The organism is Pseudomonas fluorescens group sp. PF-69, assembly GCF_054481235.1.
The window spans coordinates 5656391-5673942 of the sequence record NZ_JBTMNC010000001.1; the positions used below are offsets into that span (position 1 = coordinate 5656391).

Here is a 17552-nt window from a genome sequence, read left to right on the forward strand (position 1 = left end):
GACTCATTCGCACAACCTGATCGTGCGCCACCCTGCCAGCGCAATCTTAAGCGAACCTGAAGACGAGTTGATTTAACTTTTTTCTCACCTTCAGACTCCGTTAAGAAATGCTTCCGATACTCCTCTCAAACTTCACCGGGAGGCGTCTTTCAATGCCCCATTCCTACTGGAACATCCCTTTGCCTCTGCAGTTCGGCCAAGCGGAAACACCGCAGATGAGCCTGGCCAGAGCGTTGCCGGATGACCCCCAGCGCAAATCGTTCGAAACCTTTATCCAGCAACGTTTCCGCAAGGCCCATGGCGCCGACATCCGCCATTTCATGCCGGAGCTGTTCGGCATGAGCAATGACGCGGGTGAGCTCTGCGCAGTGGCCGGCGTGCGTCTGGCCAATGAAGGAGAGCTGTTTCTGGAGCGTTACCTGGACGAACCGATCGACCCGCTGATCAGCGCCGCGGCTGATCGCCCGGTGGAACGGGCCGGTATCGTCGAAGTGGGCAATCTGGCGGCCAGTGACACCGGCAGCGCACGAATGAGCATCATCGCCATCACCTACCTGCTGGCCATGGGTGGCCTGGAATGGGTGGCGTTTACCGGCAACATCGGCCTGGTCAACAGCTTCCACCGGCTCGGTCTGAAGCCGGTGACCCTGTGCGCCGCCGACCCGGCGCGACTGGGCGAGGACCGGCACAGTTGGGGCAGCTATTACGAGAGCAAGCCTTGGGTGCACGTCGGCAATATCCGCGCCGGATTCATTCATTTACGCAATATCGGACTGTTCGCTCGCCTGGGTTTGTCGACGTCCATGGAGGGGTTCAACCATGTCGCCTGAAATGCAACGATTCGACCGGATCCTGCGCCGCCACGCCGAAGAAAAACCCCTTGGCATCGCCTTGTGGGGCGATCAGTCGAAGCTGGACTACGCCACGCTCTACACCGAGGTGACGAGCCACCGACAGCGCCTGCGCGATGAGAACGTCAAGGTGGTCGCCTTGGCGCTGGACAATGGCGTCGACGCGATGCTCTGGGACCTGGCCGCCCTGTTTGAAGGCCTGACGTGCCTGACGTTGCCGCCGTTCTTCAGCCCCGCACAACGCAACCATTGTCTGGAGCAGAGCCAGGCCGAACTCGTGATCGCCGGGCCGGAGCTAGACAGCGACCTGCGAGCGTGCGGATATGAGCACACCGGCGAGTTCTGGCGCCGCACCTTCAAGGGGCCCGGGCGGATGCCCGAAGGCACCGCCAAGCTGACCTTCACGTCCGGCACCACCGGCACACCGAAAGGCGTCTGCCTGAGTGCCGAGAGCATTTTGCAGGTGGCCCGCGAACTGGAACTGGCCAGCCGACCCAGCCAGCCGCAACACCACCTGGCCCTGCTGCCGCTGGCCATCCTGCTGGAAAATATCGGTTGTTATGCGGCGTTGTACGCGGGGGCGACCTTGAGCCTGCCCAGCCAGAAAACCCTGGGCATTCAGGGCGCCAGCGGCGTGGATGTACCGCGCTTGCTGGGGTGCCTGGCCGCCCGAGCACCGCAGAGTCTGATTCTGGTGCCGCAATTGCTGTTGATGCTGGTCAGCGCCGCCGAGCAGAAAGGCTTCGACCCGCAACACCTGCGATTTGCCGCGGTGGGCGGTGCGCGGGTCGCCACGGAGTTGCTGCAGCGGGCGCAACGCGTGGGCATACCGGTCTACGAAGGCTACGGTCTGTCGGAGTGCGCGTCAGTGGTCTGCCTCAATCGGCCGCAGGCATGTCGCCCCGGCAGTGTCGGCCGGCCCCTGCCCCATGTGCAGATTCGCCTGGCCGACGACGGTGAGGTGCTGATCAAGGGATCGACGCTGCTCGGCTACCTGGGGGACGCGCCGCACACCGATCAATGGTGGTCCAGCGGCGATCTCGGCGAATTCGACGCCGAGGGCTTCCTTTACCTCAAGGGGCGCAAGAAGCATCAGTTCGTCACCAGTTTCGGTCGTAACGTGAACCCCGAGTGGGTCGAGGCCGAATTGACCCAACGTCGTCATATCGCCCAGGCGTTCGTCTACGGCGAAGCCATGCCCCACAACCATGCGTTGCTCTGGCCCCATCGCCCCGACTGCCCGGACGAGCAACTGGCCGCCGCCGTGGCCGAGGCCAACGCGGACTTGCCCGACTACGCCCAGGTCCATCACTGGACCCGCCTGGATCAACCCTTCACCCCAGCCAATGGCCTGCTGACCGCCAATGGCCGCCCCCGCCGCGACGCCATTGTCGAGCGGTACCGGGCACAACTGACCGAATCTGCGTTTTCAGAGGACACCGCATCATGAGTTTTTTTGACGCACTGCAAGAAGCCACCCACCAGGAACGCCACGAACTGTTCACCCTACCGGTCATTCGCGATGCCCTGGAGGGCAAGGTCAGCCTGGAAAGCTACCGGGCGTTCCTGACGCAAGCCTACTACCACGTTCGCCACACGGTGCCTCTGATGATGGCCTGTGGCGCGCGCCTGCCCTCACGCCTGGAATGGCTGCGGCAAGCGGTGTGCGAGTACATCGAGGACGAATACGGCCACGAACAGTGGATCCTCAACGACATCGAAGTCTGCGGTGGCGACAAATCCGCTGTCCGCGACGGTCGCCCTTCGCTCCCCATCGAGTTGATGGTGAGCTTTCTCTACGACCTGATTGCCCGGGACAACCCGGTGGGTCTGTTCGGCATGGTCAACGTGCTGGAAGGCACCAGCATCGCCCTGGCCACCCACGCCGCCGGCAGTATTCGCGAACGCCTGGACTTGCCGGAAAGCGCCTTCAGCTACCTCAGTTCCCACGGTTCCCTGGATATCGAGCACATGCAGACCTACCGTCGCTTGATGAACACGCTGGACGACCCGGACGATCAGGCCGCCGTCATTCACGCCTCCAAAGTGGTGTACAAGCTCTACGCCGACATGTTCCGCGGTTTGCCACGTGACGGGGAGAACGCCCATGCGCCTGTCTGAAGCTCGTGTGGTATTGACCGGTGCCAGCGGCGGCATAGGCCTGGCCATCGCCACGGCCTTGTGCGACAGCGGCGCCCGGGTTTTGGCCGTGGCCCGGCATCGACAACCGTTGGAACCGTTGCTCGAGCGTTACCCCAATAACCTGTGCTGGATCGCAGCTGACCTGACGTCGCTCGCGGACCGCAACGAAGTCCTGGCCGAAGCCGAAAGCATCGGTGGCATCAACCTGTTGATCAATGCCGCCGGGGTCAATCATTTCGCCATGCTCGAACAACTGGATGACAGCGAGATCAACGCGATGCTCGCGCTGAATGTCGGTGCACCGATCTGCCTGACGAAAACCCTCCTGCCACTGCTCAAGCAGGCAACCAGCGCCATGGTGGTCAACGTCGGGTCAACCTACGGTTCCATCGGCTATCCCGGCTACGCCAGCTATTGCGCCACCAAGTTCGCGTTGCGCGGGTTTTCCGAAGCCCTGCGCCGGGAGCTGGCGGACACCCGGGTCAGCGTGCTCTACGTCGCCCCGCGTGCCACCCGCACCAGCATGAACAGCCCGGCGGCGCAGGCGCTCAACGATGCCCTGAAGTCCAACGTCGACGACCCGCAAACCGTGGCCGCCGCCGTGATTCACGCCATTGCCGGTGACCGTCGCGATCTGTACCTGGGCTGGCCGGAACGTTTTTTCGTGCGCCTCAACAGCCTGCTGCCCAATCTGGTGGACCGAGGCCTGCGCAAGCAATTACCACTGATCCGTAGCTTGAGTCAGAAGTCCGACAAGGAGAATCTCAAACCATGAACAAAATCGCCGCTTACCTGCTGCTGGGCGCCTTGAGCCAAAGTGCCTGGGCACTGGATGCCGCCGACGAGCAACGCCTGCTGGGCATCCAGCAAAACTGGGCACACATTCAGTACGAACTGCCCGAGGGCCAGCGAACCGCCGCATTCGAAAAGCTTGCCGCCCAGGCCTCAACCTTCACCCAGGAGCGCCAGAATGTGGCGGAAGCCTGGATCTGGTCCGGGATCGTCACCAGCAGTTGGGCCGGCGCCCAGGGCGGGCTTGGCGCGCTGAGCAAGGTCAAGGAGGCCAAAGTCGACCTGGAAAAAGCCCTGGCCCTGGACCCCAAGGCGCTGCAAGGCTCGGCCTACACCAGCCTTGCCGCGCTGTATGATCGCGTACCCGGCTGGCCGATCGGCTTCGGCGACGCGGACAAGGCCGAGCAGTTGCTCAAAACAGCGTTGCAACTCAACCCCAATGGCATCGACAGCCTGTACTTCTGGGGCGATCACCTTTACCGTCAAAAGCGTTACACCGAAGCCAAGGCAGCCTTGCAAAAAGCCCTGCAAGCGGCGCCCAGACCGGGCCGCGAAACCGCTGATGCCGGTCGTCGCAAGGAAATCGAGGCATTGCTGGTGGACGTCAATAAAAAACTCGGCTGACAGGAGTCCGTGTGCGCTTACTACTGGTTGAAGATGACGTGGCCTTGGGCGAAGGCATCCATCAGGCCCTGAGCCGTGAGGGCTACACGGTCGATTGGTTGCAGGACGGCAACAGCGCCTTGCATGCGTTGCTCAGTGAATCCTTCGATCTGGCGGTCCTCGACCTTGGTCTGCCGCGCATGGACGGCCTCGACGTGCTGCGACGTTTGCGCGACAGCGGCTCCAACCTGCCGGTGCTGATCCTCACGGCCCGCGATGCCACCGAGGACCGCATCGCCGGGCTGGATGCCGGGGCCGACGATTACCTGATCAAACCCTTTGACCTGGCCGAGCTCAAGGCCCGCCTTCGGGCCTTGTTGCGGCGCAGCGCCGGCCGCGCGCAGGTGCTGATCGAACACGCCGGCATCAGCCTGAACCCCGGCACCCAGCAAGTCAGCTATAACGGCGAGCCGGTCGCCCTGACGCCCAAGGAATATCAACTGCTGCACGAACTGCTCTCGCCACCCGGCCGGGTGATGACCCGCGATCATCTGATGCAGTTGCTGTACGGCTGGAACGAAGAAGCCGAGAGCAACACCCTGGAAGTGCACATCCATCACCTGCGCAAGAAATTCTCCACCGATCTGATCCGCACCATACGAGGGGTCGGTTATTTGGTGGAGGAGCGTCGATGACTTCGATCCGGCGTCGCACCCTGACGCTGATCATTGGCCTGATGCTCACCGGTCTCGCCGTGATCAGCGTGCTCAACCTGCATGACAGCAACCATGAAATCGCCGAGGTCTATGACGCTCAACTGGCCCAGAACGCCCGGTTGCTGCAGGGCGTGATGCGCATGCCATTGGCCAGCAAGCAACACGCCGAGCTGTATCAGGCGTTCAACCAGGCCCTGAGCGAAGCGGAGCCAAAGGTCGATGGCCATCCCTATGAAACCAAAATCGCCTTCCAGGTCTGGAACCGCAAGGGCGAAGTGCTGGTGCACACCCTCAGCGCCCCCTCATTCACCGCCCCGCCCGCCACACCGGGCTTCAGCGATGTGGTGGACCTGAACAACCGACACTGGCGCGCCTTCCTGCTCGAAGACAAACAGAATGAGCTGCGGATCTGGGTCGGTGAGCGCGACGACGTACGCGCGGATCTGGTGGATCGCATCGTGCGCCACACCCTGTGGCCGAACATATTGGGTAGCCTGGTGCTCGCGGCAATGGTCTGGATGGCCATTGGCTGGGGCCTCAAGCCCCTGGCCGACATGGCAGAGACCCTGCGGGCACGCCACAGTGGCTCGCTCGAGCCGTTGCACCTGACACCCCTGCCGAGCGAACTCGAACCGATGCAGGCGGCACTCAACCGCATGCTGGCGCAGATTCAGGAAGTGCTCGGCCGAGAGCGGCGCTTCATTGCCGATGCCGCCCATGAAATGCGCACGCCCCTGGCAGTCTTGCGGGTGCACGCGCAGAACCTGATGGAGGCCGGCACCGAAGAGGAGCGCCGCGAGTCCCTGGCGTTCCTGATCGCCGGCGTCGATCGCACCAGCCGCCTGGTCAACCAGCTGTTGACCATGGCCCGCCTCGAACCCAAAGCCCAGACACCGGCAATGCACGCCATCGACCTGAACGAAACGGTGCGTGACAGCCTGGTCCAGCTCACCCCCTGGTTGCTGAGCAAACATCTGGAACTGGCCTTCGATGCCAGTGACCCCCCCTGCAAGGTCTTCGCCGACCCCGCCGCCATCGACATCGCGCTGAACAACCTGATCACCAATGCCGCGAACTTCTCCCCCGAGCACGGCGTCATTACCGTGCAGTTGACACAGGTCGATGGTTTCTACGCGCTGAGTGTCCTGGATCAGGGACCGGGTATCGACGAAGCGGATCGCGTACGTGTGTTCGAACGCTTCTACAGTCGTGGCAACGCCCAGGGCGCGGGACTGGGGCTGACGATCGTCAACACCATTGCCCATCGACTGGGTGGACGCATCACCCTGGTCAATCGACCTGAAGGCGGATTGCAGGCAACCCTGACGATTCCGGATGCCCGGCCGCTCATTACTCCCTAGCATCCCCTTGGGATGCCGTCCCTAGAGGGGGTTGGGGCCGAGCAACAAGCCCTGTTCCCGTTCACACAATTGCACCACGTAGTCCCACAACACACGCAGCCGCACGGATTTGTGCAGCTCGCGGCGGGTGCTGATCCAGTAGCTGCGCTGGATGCTCTCCTCCGGCAGCAACGGCACCAGTCCGGGATCGGCGCCGGCCATGTAACACGGCAGCACCGCGATCCCCAGGCCCGCGCGCGCGGCCTGTTGCTGGGCGATGACGCTGGTGCTGTGGAACACCACCCGCGGGTTGCGGCAGAAGCTGTTGAGGAACATCAGTTCCTGGCTGAACAGCAAATCGTCGACGTAACCGATCCACGCATGCCGGCCCAGGTCTTCGCGACTACGCAGCGCCGGCGAACGATCGAGATAGTCCTGGCTGGCGTACAGCGCCAGGCGATAGTCGGTGAGTTTGCGGGTGACCAGCATGTCGGCGGCCGGTCGTTCGAGGTGGATGCTGATTTCCGCCTCGCGGTTGAGAATGCTGACAAAGCGCGGCACCGCCACCAGTTCCACCTCCAGCCCCGGATAGCGTTCGAACAGGCCATTCATGCGGCTGGCCAGGAACATGATGCCCAGGCCCTCGGTCACGCCCACGCGAATCTTGCCCAAGGGCGCCGTGGATTGGGTGATTTCCTCCTGGGCCAGCAGCGCGACGTTCTCCATGGCTTCGGCGTGCTTGAGCAGCGCCTCGCCGGCCGGCGTCAACTCATAGCCCTGCGCATGCTGGACGAACAGCGCGGTGCCGAGGCTTTTTTCGATGGCCTCGATGTGCCGTGCCACGGTGGCGTGGGTGGTGTTCAAGCGTCGGGCTGCGGTCAACAAACGTCCGCTGCGCTGCAACTCGAGAAAAAACCGCAGGTCATTCCAGTCGAACATGAATCGTCCTTGTTTACAGGTGTTTAAAAACGCACAGCAGCTGCGTAAAAACTAACATTCTTTTGACGAAAGCTAACAACTAGGATGGATCAACAAGAACAACAACATGAGGTCAGGGATGCAGACTTCCCTTGATGAGTACGACTACATCGTGGTCGGGGCCGGCCCGGCCGGTTGTTTGCTGGCCAATCGGCTGTCAGCCAACCCGCAACACCGCGTACTGCTGCTCGAAGCCGGCGGCCGCGATAACTATGCGTGGATTCACATCCCGGTGGGTTACCTGTTCTGCATCGGCAACCCGCGCACCGACTGGTGCTTCAAGACCGAAGCCCAACCCGGCTTGCAGGGCCGCGCCCTGAGCTATCCGCGCGGCAAAGTGCTCGGTGGCTGCTCCTCGATCAACGGCATGATTTACATGCGCGGCCAGGCAGGCGACTACGACAACTGGGCTGCTGAGGGCAATCCGGGCTGGCGCTGGCAAGACGTCCTGCCGCTGTTCAAGAAAAGCGAAAACCACTTTGCCGGCGACTCGGCGTTTCACAGTGGTGCCGGCGAGTGGCGGGTCGAACGCCAGCGTCTGTCGTGGCCGATTCTCGATGCCTTCCGCAGCGCCGCCGAGCAAAGCGGCATCGCCAGCATCGATGACTTCAACCAGGGCGACAACGAAGGCTGCGGCTACTTCCAGGTCAATCAAAAGGCCGGGGTCCGCTGGAACGCGGCCAAGGCGTTTCTCAAGCCCATCCGCCATCGCCCCAACCTGACCGTGCTGACCGGCGTCGAAGTCGACCGCGTGCTGTTGGAGAATGGCCGCGCTGCAGCGGTCGTCGCTCGCTGGCAGGGCCAGGCCAGGACCTTCAAGGCTCGCAAGGAAATCGTCCTGAGCGCCGGTTCGGTCGGCTCGCCGAGCATCCTGCAGCGTTCCGGGATCGGCCCTCGCCCACTCCTGCAACGGCTAGGCATCGGCGTCGCGCATGAACTGGCCGGCGTCGGCGGCAACCTGCAGGATCACCTGCAATTGCGCCTGATCTACAAACTGCAAAATGCCCGCACCCTGAACCAGATCGCCGGCAGCCTGTGGGGCAAGATGGGCATGGGCCTGCGCTATCTGTATGACCGCAGCGGCCCGCTGTCCATGGCGCCCAGCCAGCTCGGCGCGTTCGCTCGTTCGGGGCCGGAGCAGACCTCGGCGAACCTGGAATATCACGTGCAACCGCTGTCGCTGGAGCGTTTCGGTGAACCGCTGCATGCCTTCCCCGCCTTCACCGCATCGGTCTGCGACCTGCGCCCGCAGAGTCGCGGCCGGGTGGAAATCCGCTCCGCCAACCCGCAGGACGCGCCGCTGATTCAACCCAACTACCTGAGCCATCCGGAGGACTTGCGCGTCGCCGCCGACGCCATCCGCCTGACCCGGCGCATCGTTGCCGCACCGGCGCTGAAGGCGTTCAATCCGGTCGAATACCTGCCCGGCGACAGCCTGCAAAGCGAAGAAGAGCTGCACGAAGCCGCCGCCCGGATCGGCACCACGATTTTCCACCCGGTCGGTACTTGCCGCATGGGCAATGACACGCACGCGGTGGTCGATGCCGAACTGCGCGTGCACGGGATTCCCGGCCTGCGCATCGCCGACGCCTCGATCATGCCGCGCATCACCTCGGGCAATACCTGTTCGCCCACGCTGATGATCGCCGAGAAAGCGGCACAACTGATCCTCAACCCCAATACAAGGAGCATCACCGAGACAAAGGAACGGGTCACACACTCGTAAACCCACACGAACACTGCAGGAGCGAGCCTGCTCGCGATGGTCGTCAACGATAACGCTGACAACCTGACACCCATGTGCGCTCTCAAGTTCATCGTCGGAACGCCGCCCGGAGCAGGCTCGCTCCTACGGAAACGCGTACATCCGATACATCGAAGCAGCGGCGCCCGCCCTCAAAGCCGGCGTCGACAGTGGAACAACAAAAACAATCACTGTGAGGGATACCGATATGTCAGAACACGTTCAGCCCCTGGAAAGCTTACGCAGCGTGCGTACCAGCCAGGACACCCAGAAAGTCATCTTCGCCTCCTCGCTCGGGACAGTCTTCGAGTGGTATGACTTTTTCCTCTACGGCGCCCTCGCGGCGGTGATCAGCAAGCAGTTCTTCGCCGGGGTCAACGACACCACGGCGTTCATCTTCGCCCTGATGGCCTTCGCCGCCGGCTTCATCGTGAGGCCGTTCGGCGCCCTGGTGTTCGGCCGGTTGGGGGACATGATCGGACGCAAATACACCTTCCTCGCCACCATCGTCCTCATGGGCCTGGCGACCTTCTGCGTCGGCCTGCTGCCCAATTACGCCAGCATCGGCATCGCCGCACCGATCATCCTCGTGGCGCTGCGCATGCTTCAGGGCCTGGCCCTGGGCGGCGAGTACGGCGGTGCCGCGACCTACGTCGCAGAGCACGCCCCCATCGGCAAGCGCGGCTTCCACACCAGCTGGATTCAGTCCACCGCCACCCTTGGCCTGCTGTTGTCGCTGCTGGTGGTGCTCAGTTGCCGTTACTTCACGGGCGATCAGTTCGAAGTCTGGGGCTGGCGCATCCCGTTCCTGTTCTCGATCATCCTGCTGGGCATCTCGACCTGGATTCGCCTGAGCCTGCACGAGTCGCCGGCCTTCGTGAAAATGAAAGAAGAAGGCAAACTCTGCAAGTCGCCGATCCGTGACTCCTTCGGCAAATGGGAAAACCTCAAGGTCGTGCTTATCGCCCTGTTCAGCATCAACGCCGGGCAAGCCGTGACCTTTTACGCCGCGCAGTTCTATGTGCTGTTCTTCCTCACCCAGTTCTTGAAAATGGACCCCGCCGTCGCCAACGGCCTGCTGATTGTCAGCGTGACCATTGGCGCGCCGTTCTTCATCTTCTTCGGCTGGCTGTCGGACAAGGTCGGGCGCAAACCGGTGCTGATGATTGGCCTGCTGCTGGCCACTGCGCTGTACTTCCCGATCTTCAAGACCCTGGCCCACTACGCCAACCCGGCCATCGACCTGGCCAGCCGTCAGGCACCGATCACCGTGCTGGCCGACCCGGCCACCTGCACCTTTCAGTTCGACCCGGTGGGCAAGGCGAAATTCGACAGCCCGTGCGACAAGGTCAAAACCTTCCTGGTCAAACAGGGCTTGCCCTATACCAGCGCCGTGGCGCCGGCCGGCAGCACTGTGCAGGTCAGCGTTGGCGACGTGAAGATCGACGGGTTTGACGAAGCGGCATTGCGCGGCGCCGTCACCCTCGCCGGCTATCCGCAGCAAGCCGACATGCAACAGATCAACAAACCGATGATCGTCGCGCTGATCGTGGCACTGATCATCATTTCCGCGATGTGCTACGGGCCGCTGGCGGCGCTGATGGTGGAGCTGTTCCCGACGCGCATCCGCTACACCTCAATGTCCCTGCCCTACCACATCGGCAACGGCTGGTTCGGCGGCTTCCTGCCGACGGTGTCGTTCGCGTTGGTGGTGTACACCGGGGACATTTTCTACGGGCTCTGGTACCCGGTGGTGATCACCGGCGTCAGCCTGGTGGTGGGACTGATCTGTTTGCGCGAGACCCGCAACGTCGACCTGCACAAAAATTAAGGGACGACCTTAACCCACTGCAGGAGCGAGCCTGCTCGCTCCTGCAGGCATTGCGAACATCACTCACTCGTCGAGCTCGACCACCTCAAATGTCACCTGGTCCGGATAGAACGCCACATACCCGCGAATCTGCTCCACCGACACCTTGGGATTTTCGTAACTCCAAACCGCATTGGCCCCTTCATGCCCCGGCACCTGCAAACTGAAATAGCTGGCATCGCCCTTGTAAGGGCAATAGCTGGTGTGATCGGTGCGGGCGTAATACTGCTCGTCGATGTCCTCCCGCGGCACGTAATACACCGGCGGATAATTGGCCTCCAGCAGCACCAGGGCGCGCGAAGACGCGGCCACCTGGATACCGTGGAACTTCACCAGCAGACAGCCGGGTTGCTCGGCGATGGTGATGACAGGACTGGGACCGGTGCTTTTCATGGAGTTCGTTCCTCATGACGATGATTGACCCTGTGGAAGCGTGGCTTGCCCGCGACGGGCTGCCCGGCAGCCCCATGACCCGAGACCACGATTTATCAGGTATAACCCAAATTCCGCACTCACGACCGCCTTGCAGCCGAACGGATCAGGCAAACCATTGCAACGCACAAACTGTACATCCATACAGATAAAGATTGCCCCCGCGTCCATCTCCCGCCATTCTGTGCACCTCTCCGGGCACTGATCGACGATGGTGGTTATGCGGCTGTACCTCTGTGAAAAACCTTCCCAGGCCAAAGACATTGCGGCTGTGCTCGGTGCCAGGCGCCGTGGCGATGGCTGCTGGCTGGGAACGGACGTCACGGTGACCTGGTGCATCGGCCATCTGCTGGAAACCGCGCCGCCGGACGCCTACGACGCGCGCTACAAGCGCTGGGTGCTGGCGGACCTGCCGATCATTCCGGACAAATGGAAAATGACCGTCAAACCGCGCACGGCCAGTCAGTACAAGGCCGTCAAACGCCTGCTCGGCGAAGCCGACGAACTGATCATCGCCACCGACGCCGACCGCGAAGGCGAGATGATCGCCCGGGAACTGGTGGAACATTGCCGTTATCGCGGGCCGATCCGCCGCTTATGGCTGTCGGCGCTGGACGACGCCTCGATCCGCAAGGCCCTCGCCGCCCTCAAGCCGGGGGCGGAAACCTTCAGCCTTTACCATTCGGCGCTGGGGCGTTCCCGGGCCGACTGGCTGATCGGCATGAACATGAGTCGGCTGTTCACCCTGCTGGGGCGCCAGTCCGGTTATCAGGGCGTGTTGCCGGTCGGTCGCGTGCAAACGCCGACCTTGCGCCTGGTGGTGGATCGCGACCGCAGCATTGCCAACTTCGTACCGGTCGCCTATTGGGCCATCGATGTCCAGCTGCTGCATGACGGCACCGCGTTCACCGCGCAATGGCGGGCGGCCTCCGAAGTTTGCGACGATCAGGATCGCTGCCTGAATCAGGCGCTGGCCCAACAAGCGGCAGCTGCGATGACCGGTGCAGCGAGCGCCCGGGTGATCAAGCTGCGCACCGAACGCATGCGCGAGGTGGCGCCGCTGCCGTTCGACCTCGGCACCTTGCAGGAAGTCTGTTCGAAGAAGCTCGGGCTTGGCGCCCAGGAAACCCTCGACATCGCCCAGGCGCTCTATGAAACCCATAAAGTCATCACCTACCCGCGCAGTGACTGCGGCTATTTGCCCGTCAGTCAGCACAGCGAGGCGCCGGGTATCCTGGCGGCGCTGCGTCAGGCCGACCCCGCGCTGAACGCCTTGCACGACCACCTTGAGCCCCAGCGGCGTTCACGGGCCTGGAACGATGCCAAGGTCAGCGCGCACCACGGCATCATCCCCACCGCCGCCGCGAAGAACCTCGAAAAACTGGCGGGCAAACAACGCGCGGTCTACACCCTGATCCGCGCACGCTACCTCGCCCAATTCCTGCCCAATCACGAATACGACCGGACCCAGGCCGACTTCGACTGCGCCGGTGAGGCCTTGCGTGCCGTTGGCAAGCAGATCGTCGAGCCCGGCTGGAAACGTGCGCTGCCCGAAGCCCTTGCCCCGGCCAGGAGCCGTGAAGCACCGGCCCCGCAAACCCTGCCCAACCTCAAGGAAGGCATTGATTGCGCAGTGGCCAACGTGCAGCTCAAGGACCTGTGGACGCAACCGCCCAAACCGTTCACCGAAGGCGATCTGATCAAGGCGATGAAGAACGTGGCCAAACTGGTGGAAGATCCGCTGCTCAAGCAAAAACTCAAGGACACCACCGGCATCGGCACCGAAGCGACCCGCGCCTCGATCATCCAGGGCCTGCTCGACCGTGGGTACCTGGTCAAGAACGGCAAGGCGCTGGCCGCCACCCCCGCCGCTTTCAGCCTGATCGATGCAGTCCCGCGGGCGATTGCCGATCCGGGCACCACGGCCATCTGGGAACAGGCGCTGGACATGGTGCAGAGCGGCGAAATGAGCCTTGAAGCATTCGTCACCAAACAAGCCGCCTGGATGAGCAAGCAGGTCAGCCGTTGCGCCGGCCTGAGCCTGACCATCAGCGGCCCGGCCAGCCCCGCCGGACGTGGCGCGACACCGTGGAAAAACAAGCGCAAGCCGGCCAAGCGTAAAGCAACGACGGGTAGCAAGCGGACAGCAAAACCGGCGTGACAGCGTCGTTGTTCATGGGGTTTGACGAACACCGGGATCCCGCCGTTGTAAGGGTGTTCACTTGAGCAAGCGGCCTACGCTCAGAGTGTCATGATCGGCCGCAGCAGTGCCTGCCCTTCGTAGAGCGCCGACAGATAACGCTCGCGCATGTCCTCGATAGTCATGCGCGACGCGTGAGTGGTGAGTGTGAGCGTCGCCTGCAACCGCCCTTCCCGATCGATCAGCGGCACGCTCAAAACCCGCATGCCCACTTCATATTCCTGATCCACCAGGACGTAACCGCGCTCTGCGGCCAAGGCTATTTCGCTGCGGATCTGCGCTTCGTCGGTCAGGGTATAAGGCGTGACAGCCCGTGGCGGATTGCGCGCGAAATAGGCGGCAAGTGCCTCTTCGGCAAGGCTCGCCAGCCACAGCCGACCGCTGCCGGTGCAATACATCGGTACCCTCGAACCCGGGCGAATCGACATCGAAGTGATGTGGCTGTAGCGGCTGCGCACCACATGCACAATGTCATCGCCGTCACGCACGCCTACCGACACGTGCTCCTGAGTGGTTCGCGCCACCTGCTCGACGATGGGCCGCAGCATGCGCGGCAATACCGCTGAATCGACATAGGCCTGGCCGATGCGCAAGGTCTTGGCCGTCAGCCAGTAATAACGGCCGTCGGTTTGCGCAAAGTCGTCATGCACCAGCGTCAGCAGAAAACGCCGGGCGGCGCTCTGGGTCATGTCGGCCATGCGCGCCACTTCCGGCACGCTCAAGCGCGGATGCTCCTGGGAAAACAGCTGCAACAGCGCCAGGCCTTTTTGCAGGCCGACGATCAAATCCCGCGAATGGATGGTGGGCTGTTTCATCGACTCGGACTCTTTATCACGCAAAGACTGCGATTATCGCACTGTCATTGCGATTATCAACGTATTCGCCCCAGGCTTTGATTGTTCGTCTTGTGGCCCGCTTGCAGTATCGGCCCCACAACACAGCCAATAAGCGGGTACATCTCATGATTCAGGGTTCGACTGAATTGGTCGCCATCGTCGGCTCACCGATCGCCCAGGTGAAATCGCCGGAAAACTTCAATCGCTGGTTCGCCGACCACCAGCAAAACGTTGCGATGCTGGCCATCGACCTCGCACCGACCGCATTGCAGAACTTCATCCAGACCCTGCGCGGCTGGCAAAACATGCGCGGTTGCGTGGTGACCGTCCCTTACAAACAACTGTTGGCCAGCCGCCTGGACAGCCTCAGCGAACGTTCGGCAGCCCTGCGTTCGGTCAATGTGATCCGCCGCGAGGCCGACGGGCGGCTGGTGGGCGATATCGTCGACGGCGAAGGCTTTCTCAATGCTGCGCGCAAACACGCGTTCAATCCCAAGGACAAGCAGGCGCTGGTGATCGGCACGGGCGGCGTCGGCAGCGCGATCGCCTATTCGTTGTGCCAGGCCGGCGTCAGTCACCTGGTCATCAGCGACCTGAGCCAGGAGCGCGTCGAAGTGCTGGGCGAGCTGTTGCGCAGCGCCTTCCCGGAGATTGTGATCAGCGCCAATCCGCTCACCCTGAAGCACTTTGATCTGGTGGTGAACGCTTCACCGGTTGGCATGGGCGCTGCCACCGATGACGGCCCGATGCCGTTGCCGAGTGCGCTGATGGAAACCTTGAGCGCCACCGCCCTGGTGGCCGATGTCGTGACTTCGCCGCAGGTCACGCCCTTTCTCGCCTGCGCCCGACGCCTGGGCTGCACGATTCAGACCGGGCCGGAGATGGCCCTGGCGCAACTGGGCAACCTCGGTCATTTCATGGGCGTGACGCCGCTGGACATCTGAACATCCAGCCACGTCCTCAACAGGCAATAGACAATGAACACTACGACTTCCCTGCCCGCTGCCAACGCCGACCTGACCTATGACGTGATTGTCCTGGGCAGCGGCGCGGCCGGTTTCGCCGCCGCCGTGACGGCCAGTTGCCGAGGCCTCAAGGTCTTGCTGGTGGAAAAGACCGAGGCCTTTGGCGGTACGTCGGCGATTTCCGGTGGCGCGGTCTGGCTGCACGATACCGATCAGGCCCGGGCCGCCGGGCATCACCTGCCCGCCGAGCAAATGCGCCGTTACCTCAAGGAGGTCATCGGCGCCGGCTACAACCCGGAACTGATCGACGCCTTTATCGAACAGGGTCGCGAAGCCCTGTGCTACCTGGAAACCCACAGCGAACTGAGTTACAGCCTGCGGCCGCTGTCGCCCGACTATTACCCCAACCTGCCCGGTGGCACACAAACCGGCCGAGCGCTGGAAATCGACGAATACGACGGGCGCCGGCTGGGCGAGCATTTCAAGCACCTGAAACGGCCACCGGACGGCATGCTGCTGTTCGGCGGCATGATGGTCAATCGTGTCGATATCCAACACTTCCTCAGTTTCAAGCGCTCGGCGAAATCCCTCTGGCACTGCCTCAAACTGATGGGGCGCTACGCCGTCGACCGGCTCAGCCATCCACGCGGCACCCGCCTGACCGTGGGCAACGCCTTGATCGCGCGCCTGGCCAGCACCGCCTTCGCCAATGGCGTCGACCTCTGGCTGCAAGCGTCGGCGGAGTCGTTGATCGTTGAACAGGGAGCGGTCAAGGGCGTGCGAATTGCCTGGCGCGGCGCGACCCGTGCGGTGTGGGCGCGCGGCGGCGTCGTGTTGGCCACGGGTGGTTTTGCCGCTGGCGACCAGGCCGCCGGGCAGCGGCCGGTCACCGACTCGGAGCACTGGACCATGTCACCGCCGGCCAACGTCGGTGACGGACATCGCCTGGCCGCGTCAGTCAACGCGGCGCTCGGCGACCACCTCTCGGCGAACTTCTTCTGGGCGCCGGTCTCGGTGCTGCACAAGGCCGATGGCAGCGTCGAACGCTTTCCGCACCTGGTCACCGACCGCGCCAAGCCGGGCGTGATCGCGGTCAACCGCGCCGGGCAGCGTTTCGTCAATGAGTCCGACTCCTACCACTGTTTCGTCGAAGGTATGTTCGCCAACGGCGGTGCCAATGCGCCCTGCTGGCTGATCTGCGACAGCGACGCCATGAACAACTACGGCATGGGACTGGCCCGTCCACGACCGGTCGACAACGGCGCACTGATTGACGCCGGTTACCTGCTGCGCGCCGACAGCCTTGCCGAACTGGCCCGGATCACCGGCATCGATGCCCCCGCCCTGGAGCAGACCCTGGCGCAATACAACACCGATGCCGAACACGGTGTCGACCGCCAGTTCGGCAAGGGCAGCACGGCCTACAACCGGTACATGGGTGACCCGCTGCACCAGCCCAATCCGTGCCTCAAGCCGTTGCGCAAGGCGCCGTTCTACGCCGTCCGTTTGTTTACCGGCGACCTTGGCTCGGCCCGCGGGCTGGTCACCAACGGCAAGGCCAGGGTGCTGGATCGCAGCGGCGCACCGATTCCCGGGTTGTACGCCGCCGGCAACGAAATGAATTCGATCATGGACGGCACCTACCCCGGCCCCGGCATCACCCTGGGCCCCGGCATCACCTTCGGTTACCTCGCCGCCAGCGACATCGCCGGCCGGCTCGATCAACACCCCGCACAACCATCCCGCACTGGAGAACAGCATGTATTACGAACTGCGCACCTACACGATTAAACCGACCAGGCTCGGCGACTGGCTGTCCCTGTACAAAAGCGCCGCACTGGCCGTCCAGCAAGAGCACCTGGGCAACCTGATCGGTTTCTTCACCACTGAAATCGGCGAAGCCAATCAAGTGGTGCACATCTGGGGCTACACCAGCCTTGACGATCGCATGGCCCGCCGCAACGCCATGGCGGCCGATCCGCGCTGGCAGGCGTTCGCACGGCAGAACAAGGAACTGGACGCCGTGGTGACCCTGGAATCACGACTGCTGCGCCCGACAGACTTTTCCCCCCTCAAGTAAACC

At 63.0% G+C, this 17552-nt stretch carries 16 protein-coding genes; 13 read left to right on the forward strand and 3 right to left on the reverse strand.

Annotated features, from left to right (window positions below):
- The first annotated feature begins 152 nt into the window (after positions 1–152).
- Genes ACX3YF_RS26410 through ACX3YF_RS26440 form a run of 7 tightly spaced genes read left to right on the forward strand, consistent with a single transcriptional unit; the run spans position 153 to position 6465 of the window.
- Entirely contained in the window at positions 153–830 is a 678-nt protein-coding gene (locus ACX3YF_RS26410; protein WP_458974576.1) for a thermostable hemolysin, read from the forward strand.
- Positions 820–2301, forward strand: a complete 1482-nt coding sequence (locus ACX3YF_RS26415; RefSeq protein WP_458974577.1) for an AMP-binding protein — start codon at positions 820–822, stop codon at positions 2299–2301. Before ACX3YF_RS26410 ends, ACX3YF_RS26415 begins: the two co-directional genes overlap by 11 nt.
- Positions 2298–2972, forward strand: a complete 675-nt coding sequence (locus ACX3YF_RS26420) for a TenA family transcriptional regulator (protein WP_130208724.1) — start codon at positions 2298–2300, stop codon at positions 2970–2972. The genes ACX3YF_RS26415 and ACX3YF_RS26420 overlap by 4 nt, the downstream gene beginning before the upstream one ends.
- On the forward strand, positions 2959–3768 hold the full coding sequence (locus tag ACX3YF_RS26425; RefSeq protein WP_047528140.1) for an SDR family oxidoreductase: 810 nt from the start codon (positions 2959–2961) through the stop codon (positions 3766–3768). Before ACX3YF_RS26420 ends, ACX3YF_RS26425 begins: the two co-directional genes overlap by 14 nt.
- Positions 3765–4409, forward strand: coding sequence for a tetratricopeptide repeat protein (locus ACX3YF_RS26430; RefSeq protein WP_130208726.1), 645 nt, complete (start codon positions 3765–3767; stop codon positions 4407–4409). The genes ACX3YF_RS26425 and ACX3YF_RS26430 overlap by 4 nt, the downstream gene beginning before the upstream one ends.
- Positions 4410–4420: 11 nt before the next feature.
- A complete protein-coding gene (locus ACX3YF_RS26435) occupies positions 4421–5083 on the forward strand; it encodes a response regulator (RefSeq protein ID WP_130208728.1) in 663 nt (220 codons plus the stop codon).
- Entirely contained in the window at positions 5080–6465 is a 1386-nt protein-coding gene (locus ACX3YF_RS26440; protein WP_458974578.1) for an ATP-binding protein, read from the forward strand. The genes ACX3YF_RS26435 and ACX3YF_RS26440 overlap by 4 nt, the downstream gene beginning before the upstream one ends.
- Positions 6466–6486: 21 nt before the next feature.
- On the opposite strand, the gene ACX3YF_RS26445 is transcribed toward ACX3YF_RS26440, so the two are convergent.
- Positions 6487–7383: a LysR family transcriptional regulator gene (locus tag ACX3YF_RS26445; RefSeq protein WP_130208732.1), complete on the reverse strand. Its 897-nt coding sequence runs from the start codon at positions 7381–7383 to the stop codon at positions 6487–6489.
- A 118-nt stretch (positions 7384–7501) separates the two neighbouring features.
- Here ACX3YF_RS26445 and ACX3YF_RS26450 point away from each other — a divergent pair, with 118 nt between their 5' ends.
- Together ACX3YF_RS26450 and ACX3YF_RS26455 are read left to right on the forward strand one after the other, a co-directional pair.
- Positions 7502–9148 (forward strand): GMC family oxidoreductase, encoded by a 1647-nt coding sequence (locus ACX3YF_RS26450; protein ID WP_458945445.1) that lies wholly within the window; start codon positions 7502–7504, stop codon positions 9146–9148.
- Positions 9149–9374: 226 nt separating this feature from the next.
- The gene (locus tag ACX3YF_RS26455; RefSeq protein WP_458974579.1) at positions 9375–10997 is read left to right on the forward strand and encodes an MFS transporter; all 1623 of its coding nucleotides are present in this window, start codon (positions 9375–9377) and stop codon (positions 10995–10997) included.
- A gap of 63 nt (positions 10998–11060) precedes the next feature.
- Here ACX3YF_RS26455 and ACX3YF_RS26460 read toward each other — a convergent pair whose 3' ends face one another.
- Positions 11061–11429 (reverse strand): DUF427 domain-containing protein, encoded by a 369-nt coding sequence (locus ACX3YF_RS26460; RefSeq protein WP_090468789.1) that lies wholly within the window; start codon positions 11427–11429, stop codon positions 11061–11063.
- A 259-nt stretch (positions 11430–11688) separates the two neighbouring features.
- On the opposite strand from ACX3YF_RS26460, the gene ACX3YF_RS26465 reads away from it, so the two are divergent.
- Positions 11689–13629: a DNA topoisomerase III gene (locus ACX3YF_RS26465; RefSeq protein ID WP_458974580.1), complete on the forward strand. Its 1941-nt coding sequence runs from the start codon at positions 11689–11691 to the stop codon at positions 13627–13629.
- Between the two features lie 80 nt (positions 13630–13709).
- On the opposite strand, the gene ACX3YF_RS26470 is transcribed toward ACX3YF_RS26465, so the two are convergent.
- Complete coding sequence (locus ACX3YF_RS26470; protein WP_196585833.1) at positions 13710–14483, reverse strand: IclR family transcriptional regulator domain-containing protein; 774 nt, start codon at positions 14481–14483, stop codon at positions 13710–13712.
- A gap of 146 nt (positions 14484–14629) precedes the next feature.
- On the opposite strand from ACX3YF_RS26470, the gene ACX3YF_RS26475 reads away from it, so the two are divergent.
- The 3 genes from ACX3YF_RS26475 to ACX3YF_RS26485 are packed head-to-tail and all read left to right on the forward strand — an operon-like array spanning position 14630 to position 17549.
- Entirely contained in the window at positions 14630–15448 is an 819-nt protein-coding gene (locus ACX3YF_RS26475; RefSeq protein WP_130208742.1) for a shikimate dehydrogenase family protein, read from the forward strand.
- A 33-nt stretch (positions 15449–15481) separates the two neighbouring features.
- The gene (locus ACX3YF_RS26480) at positions 15482–17260 is read left to right on the forward strand and encodes an FAD-dependent oxidoreductase (protein ID WP_458974581.1); all 1779 of its coding nucleotides are present in this window, start codon (positions 15482–15484) and stop codon (positions 17258–17260) included.
- A complete protein-coding gene (locus ACX3YF_RS26485) occupies positions 17229–17549 on the forward strand; it encodes an NIPSNAP family protein (RefSeq protein WP_047528121.1) in 321 nt (106 codons plus the stop codon). The genes ACX3YF_RS26480 and ACX3YF_RS26485 overlap by 32 nt, the downstream gene beginning before the upstream one ends.
- Positions 17550–17552: the final 3 nt, after the last annotated feature.

Bases quoted from the DNA above. Each gene is read 5' to 3' on its own strand.
- ACX3YF_RS26410 (WP_458974576.1), top strand. From the start codon at position 153: ATGCCCCATTCCTACTGGAACATCCCTTTGCCTCTGCAGTTCGGCCAA.
- ACX3YF_RS26415 (WP_458974577.1), top strand. From the start codon at position 820: ATGTCGCCTGAAATGCAACGATTCGACCGGATCCTGCGCCGCCACGCC.
- ACX3YF_RS26420 (WP_130208724.1), top strand. From the start codon at position 2,298: ATGAGTTTTTTTGACGCACTGCAAGAAGCCACCCACCAGGAACGCCAC.
- ACX3YF_RS26425 (WP_047528140.1), top strand. From the start codon at position 2,959: ATGCGCCTGTCTGAAGCTCGTGTGGTATTGACCGGTGCCAGCGGCGGC.
- ACX3YF_RS26430 (WP_130208726.1), top strand. From the start codon at position 3,765: ATGAACAAAATCGCCGCTTACCTGCTGCTGGGCGCCTTGAGCCAAAGT.
- ACX3YF_RS26440 (WP_458974578.1), top strand. From the start codon at position 5,080: ATGACTTCGATCCGGCGTCGCACCCTGACGCTGATCATTGGCCTGATG.
- ACX3YF_RS26445 (WP_130208732.1), bottom strand. From the start codon at position 7,383: ATGTTCGACTGGAATGACCTGCGGTTTTTTCTCGAGTTGCAGCGCAGC.
- ACX3YF_RS26450 (WP_458945445.1), top strand. From the start codon at position 7,502: ATGCAGACTTCCCTTGATGAGTACGACTACATCGTGGTCGGGGCCGGC.
- ACX3YF_RS26455 (WP_458974579.1), top strand. From the start codon at position 9,375: ATGTCAGAACACGTTCAGCCCCTGGAAAGCTTACGCAGCGTGCGTACC.
- ACX3YF_RS26460 (WP_090468789.1), bottom strand. From the start codon at position 11,429: ATGAAAAGCACCGGTCCCAGTCCTGTCATCACCATCGCCGAGCAACCC.
- ACX3YF_RS26465 (WP_458974580.1), top strand. From the start codon at position 11,689: ATGCGGCTGTACCTCTGTGAAAAACCTTCCCAGGCCAAAGACATTGCG.
- ACX3YF_RS26470 (WP_196585833.1), bottom strand. From the start codon at position 14,483: ATGAAACAGCCCACCATCCATTCGCGGGATTTGATCGTCGGCCTGCAA.
- ACX3YF_RS26475 (WP_130208742.1), top strand. From the start codon at position 14,630: ATGATTCAGGGTTCGACTGAATTGGTCGCCATCGTCGGCTCACCGATC.
- ACX3YF_RS26480 (WP_458974581.1), top strand. From the start codon at position 15,482: ATGAACACTACGACTTCCCTGCCCGCTGCCAACGCCGACCTGACCTAT.
- ACX3YF_RS26485 (WP_047528121.1), top strand. From the start codon at position 17,229: ATGTATTACGAACTGCGCACCTACACGATTAAACCGACCAGGCTCGGC.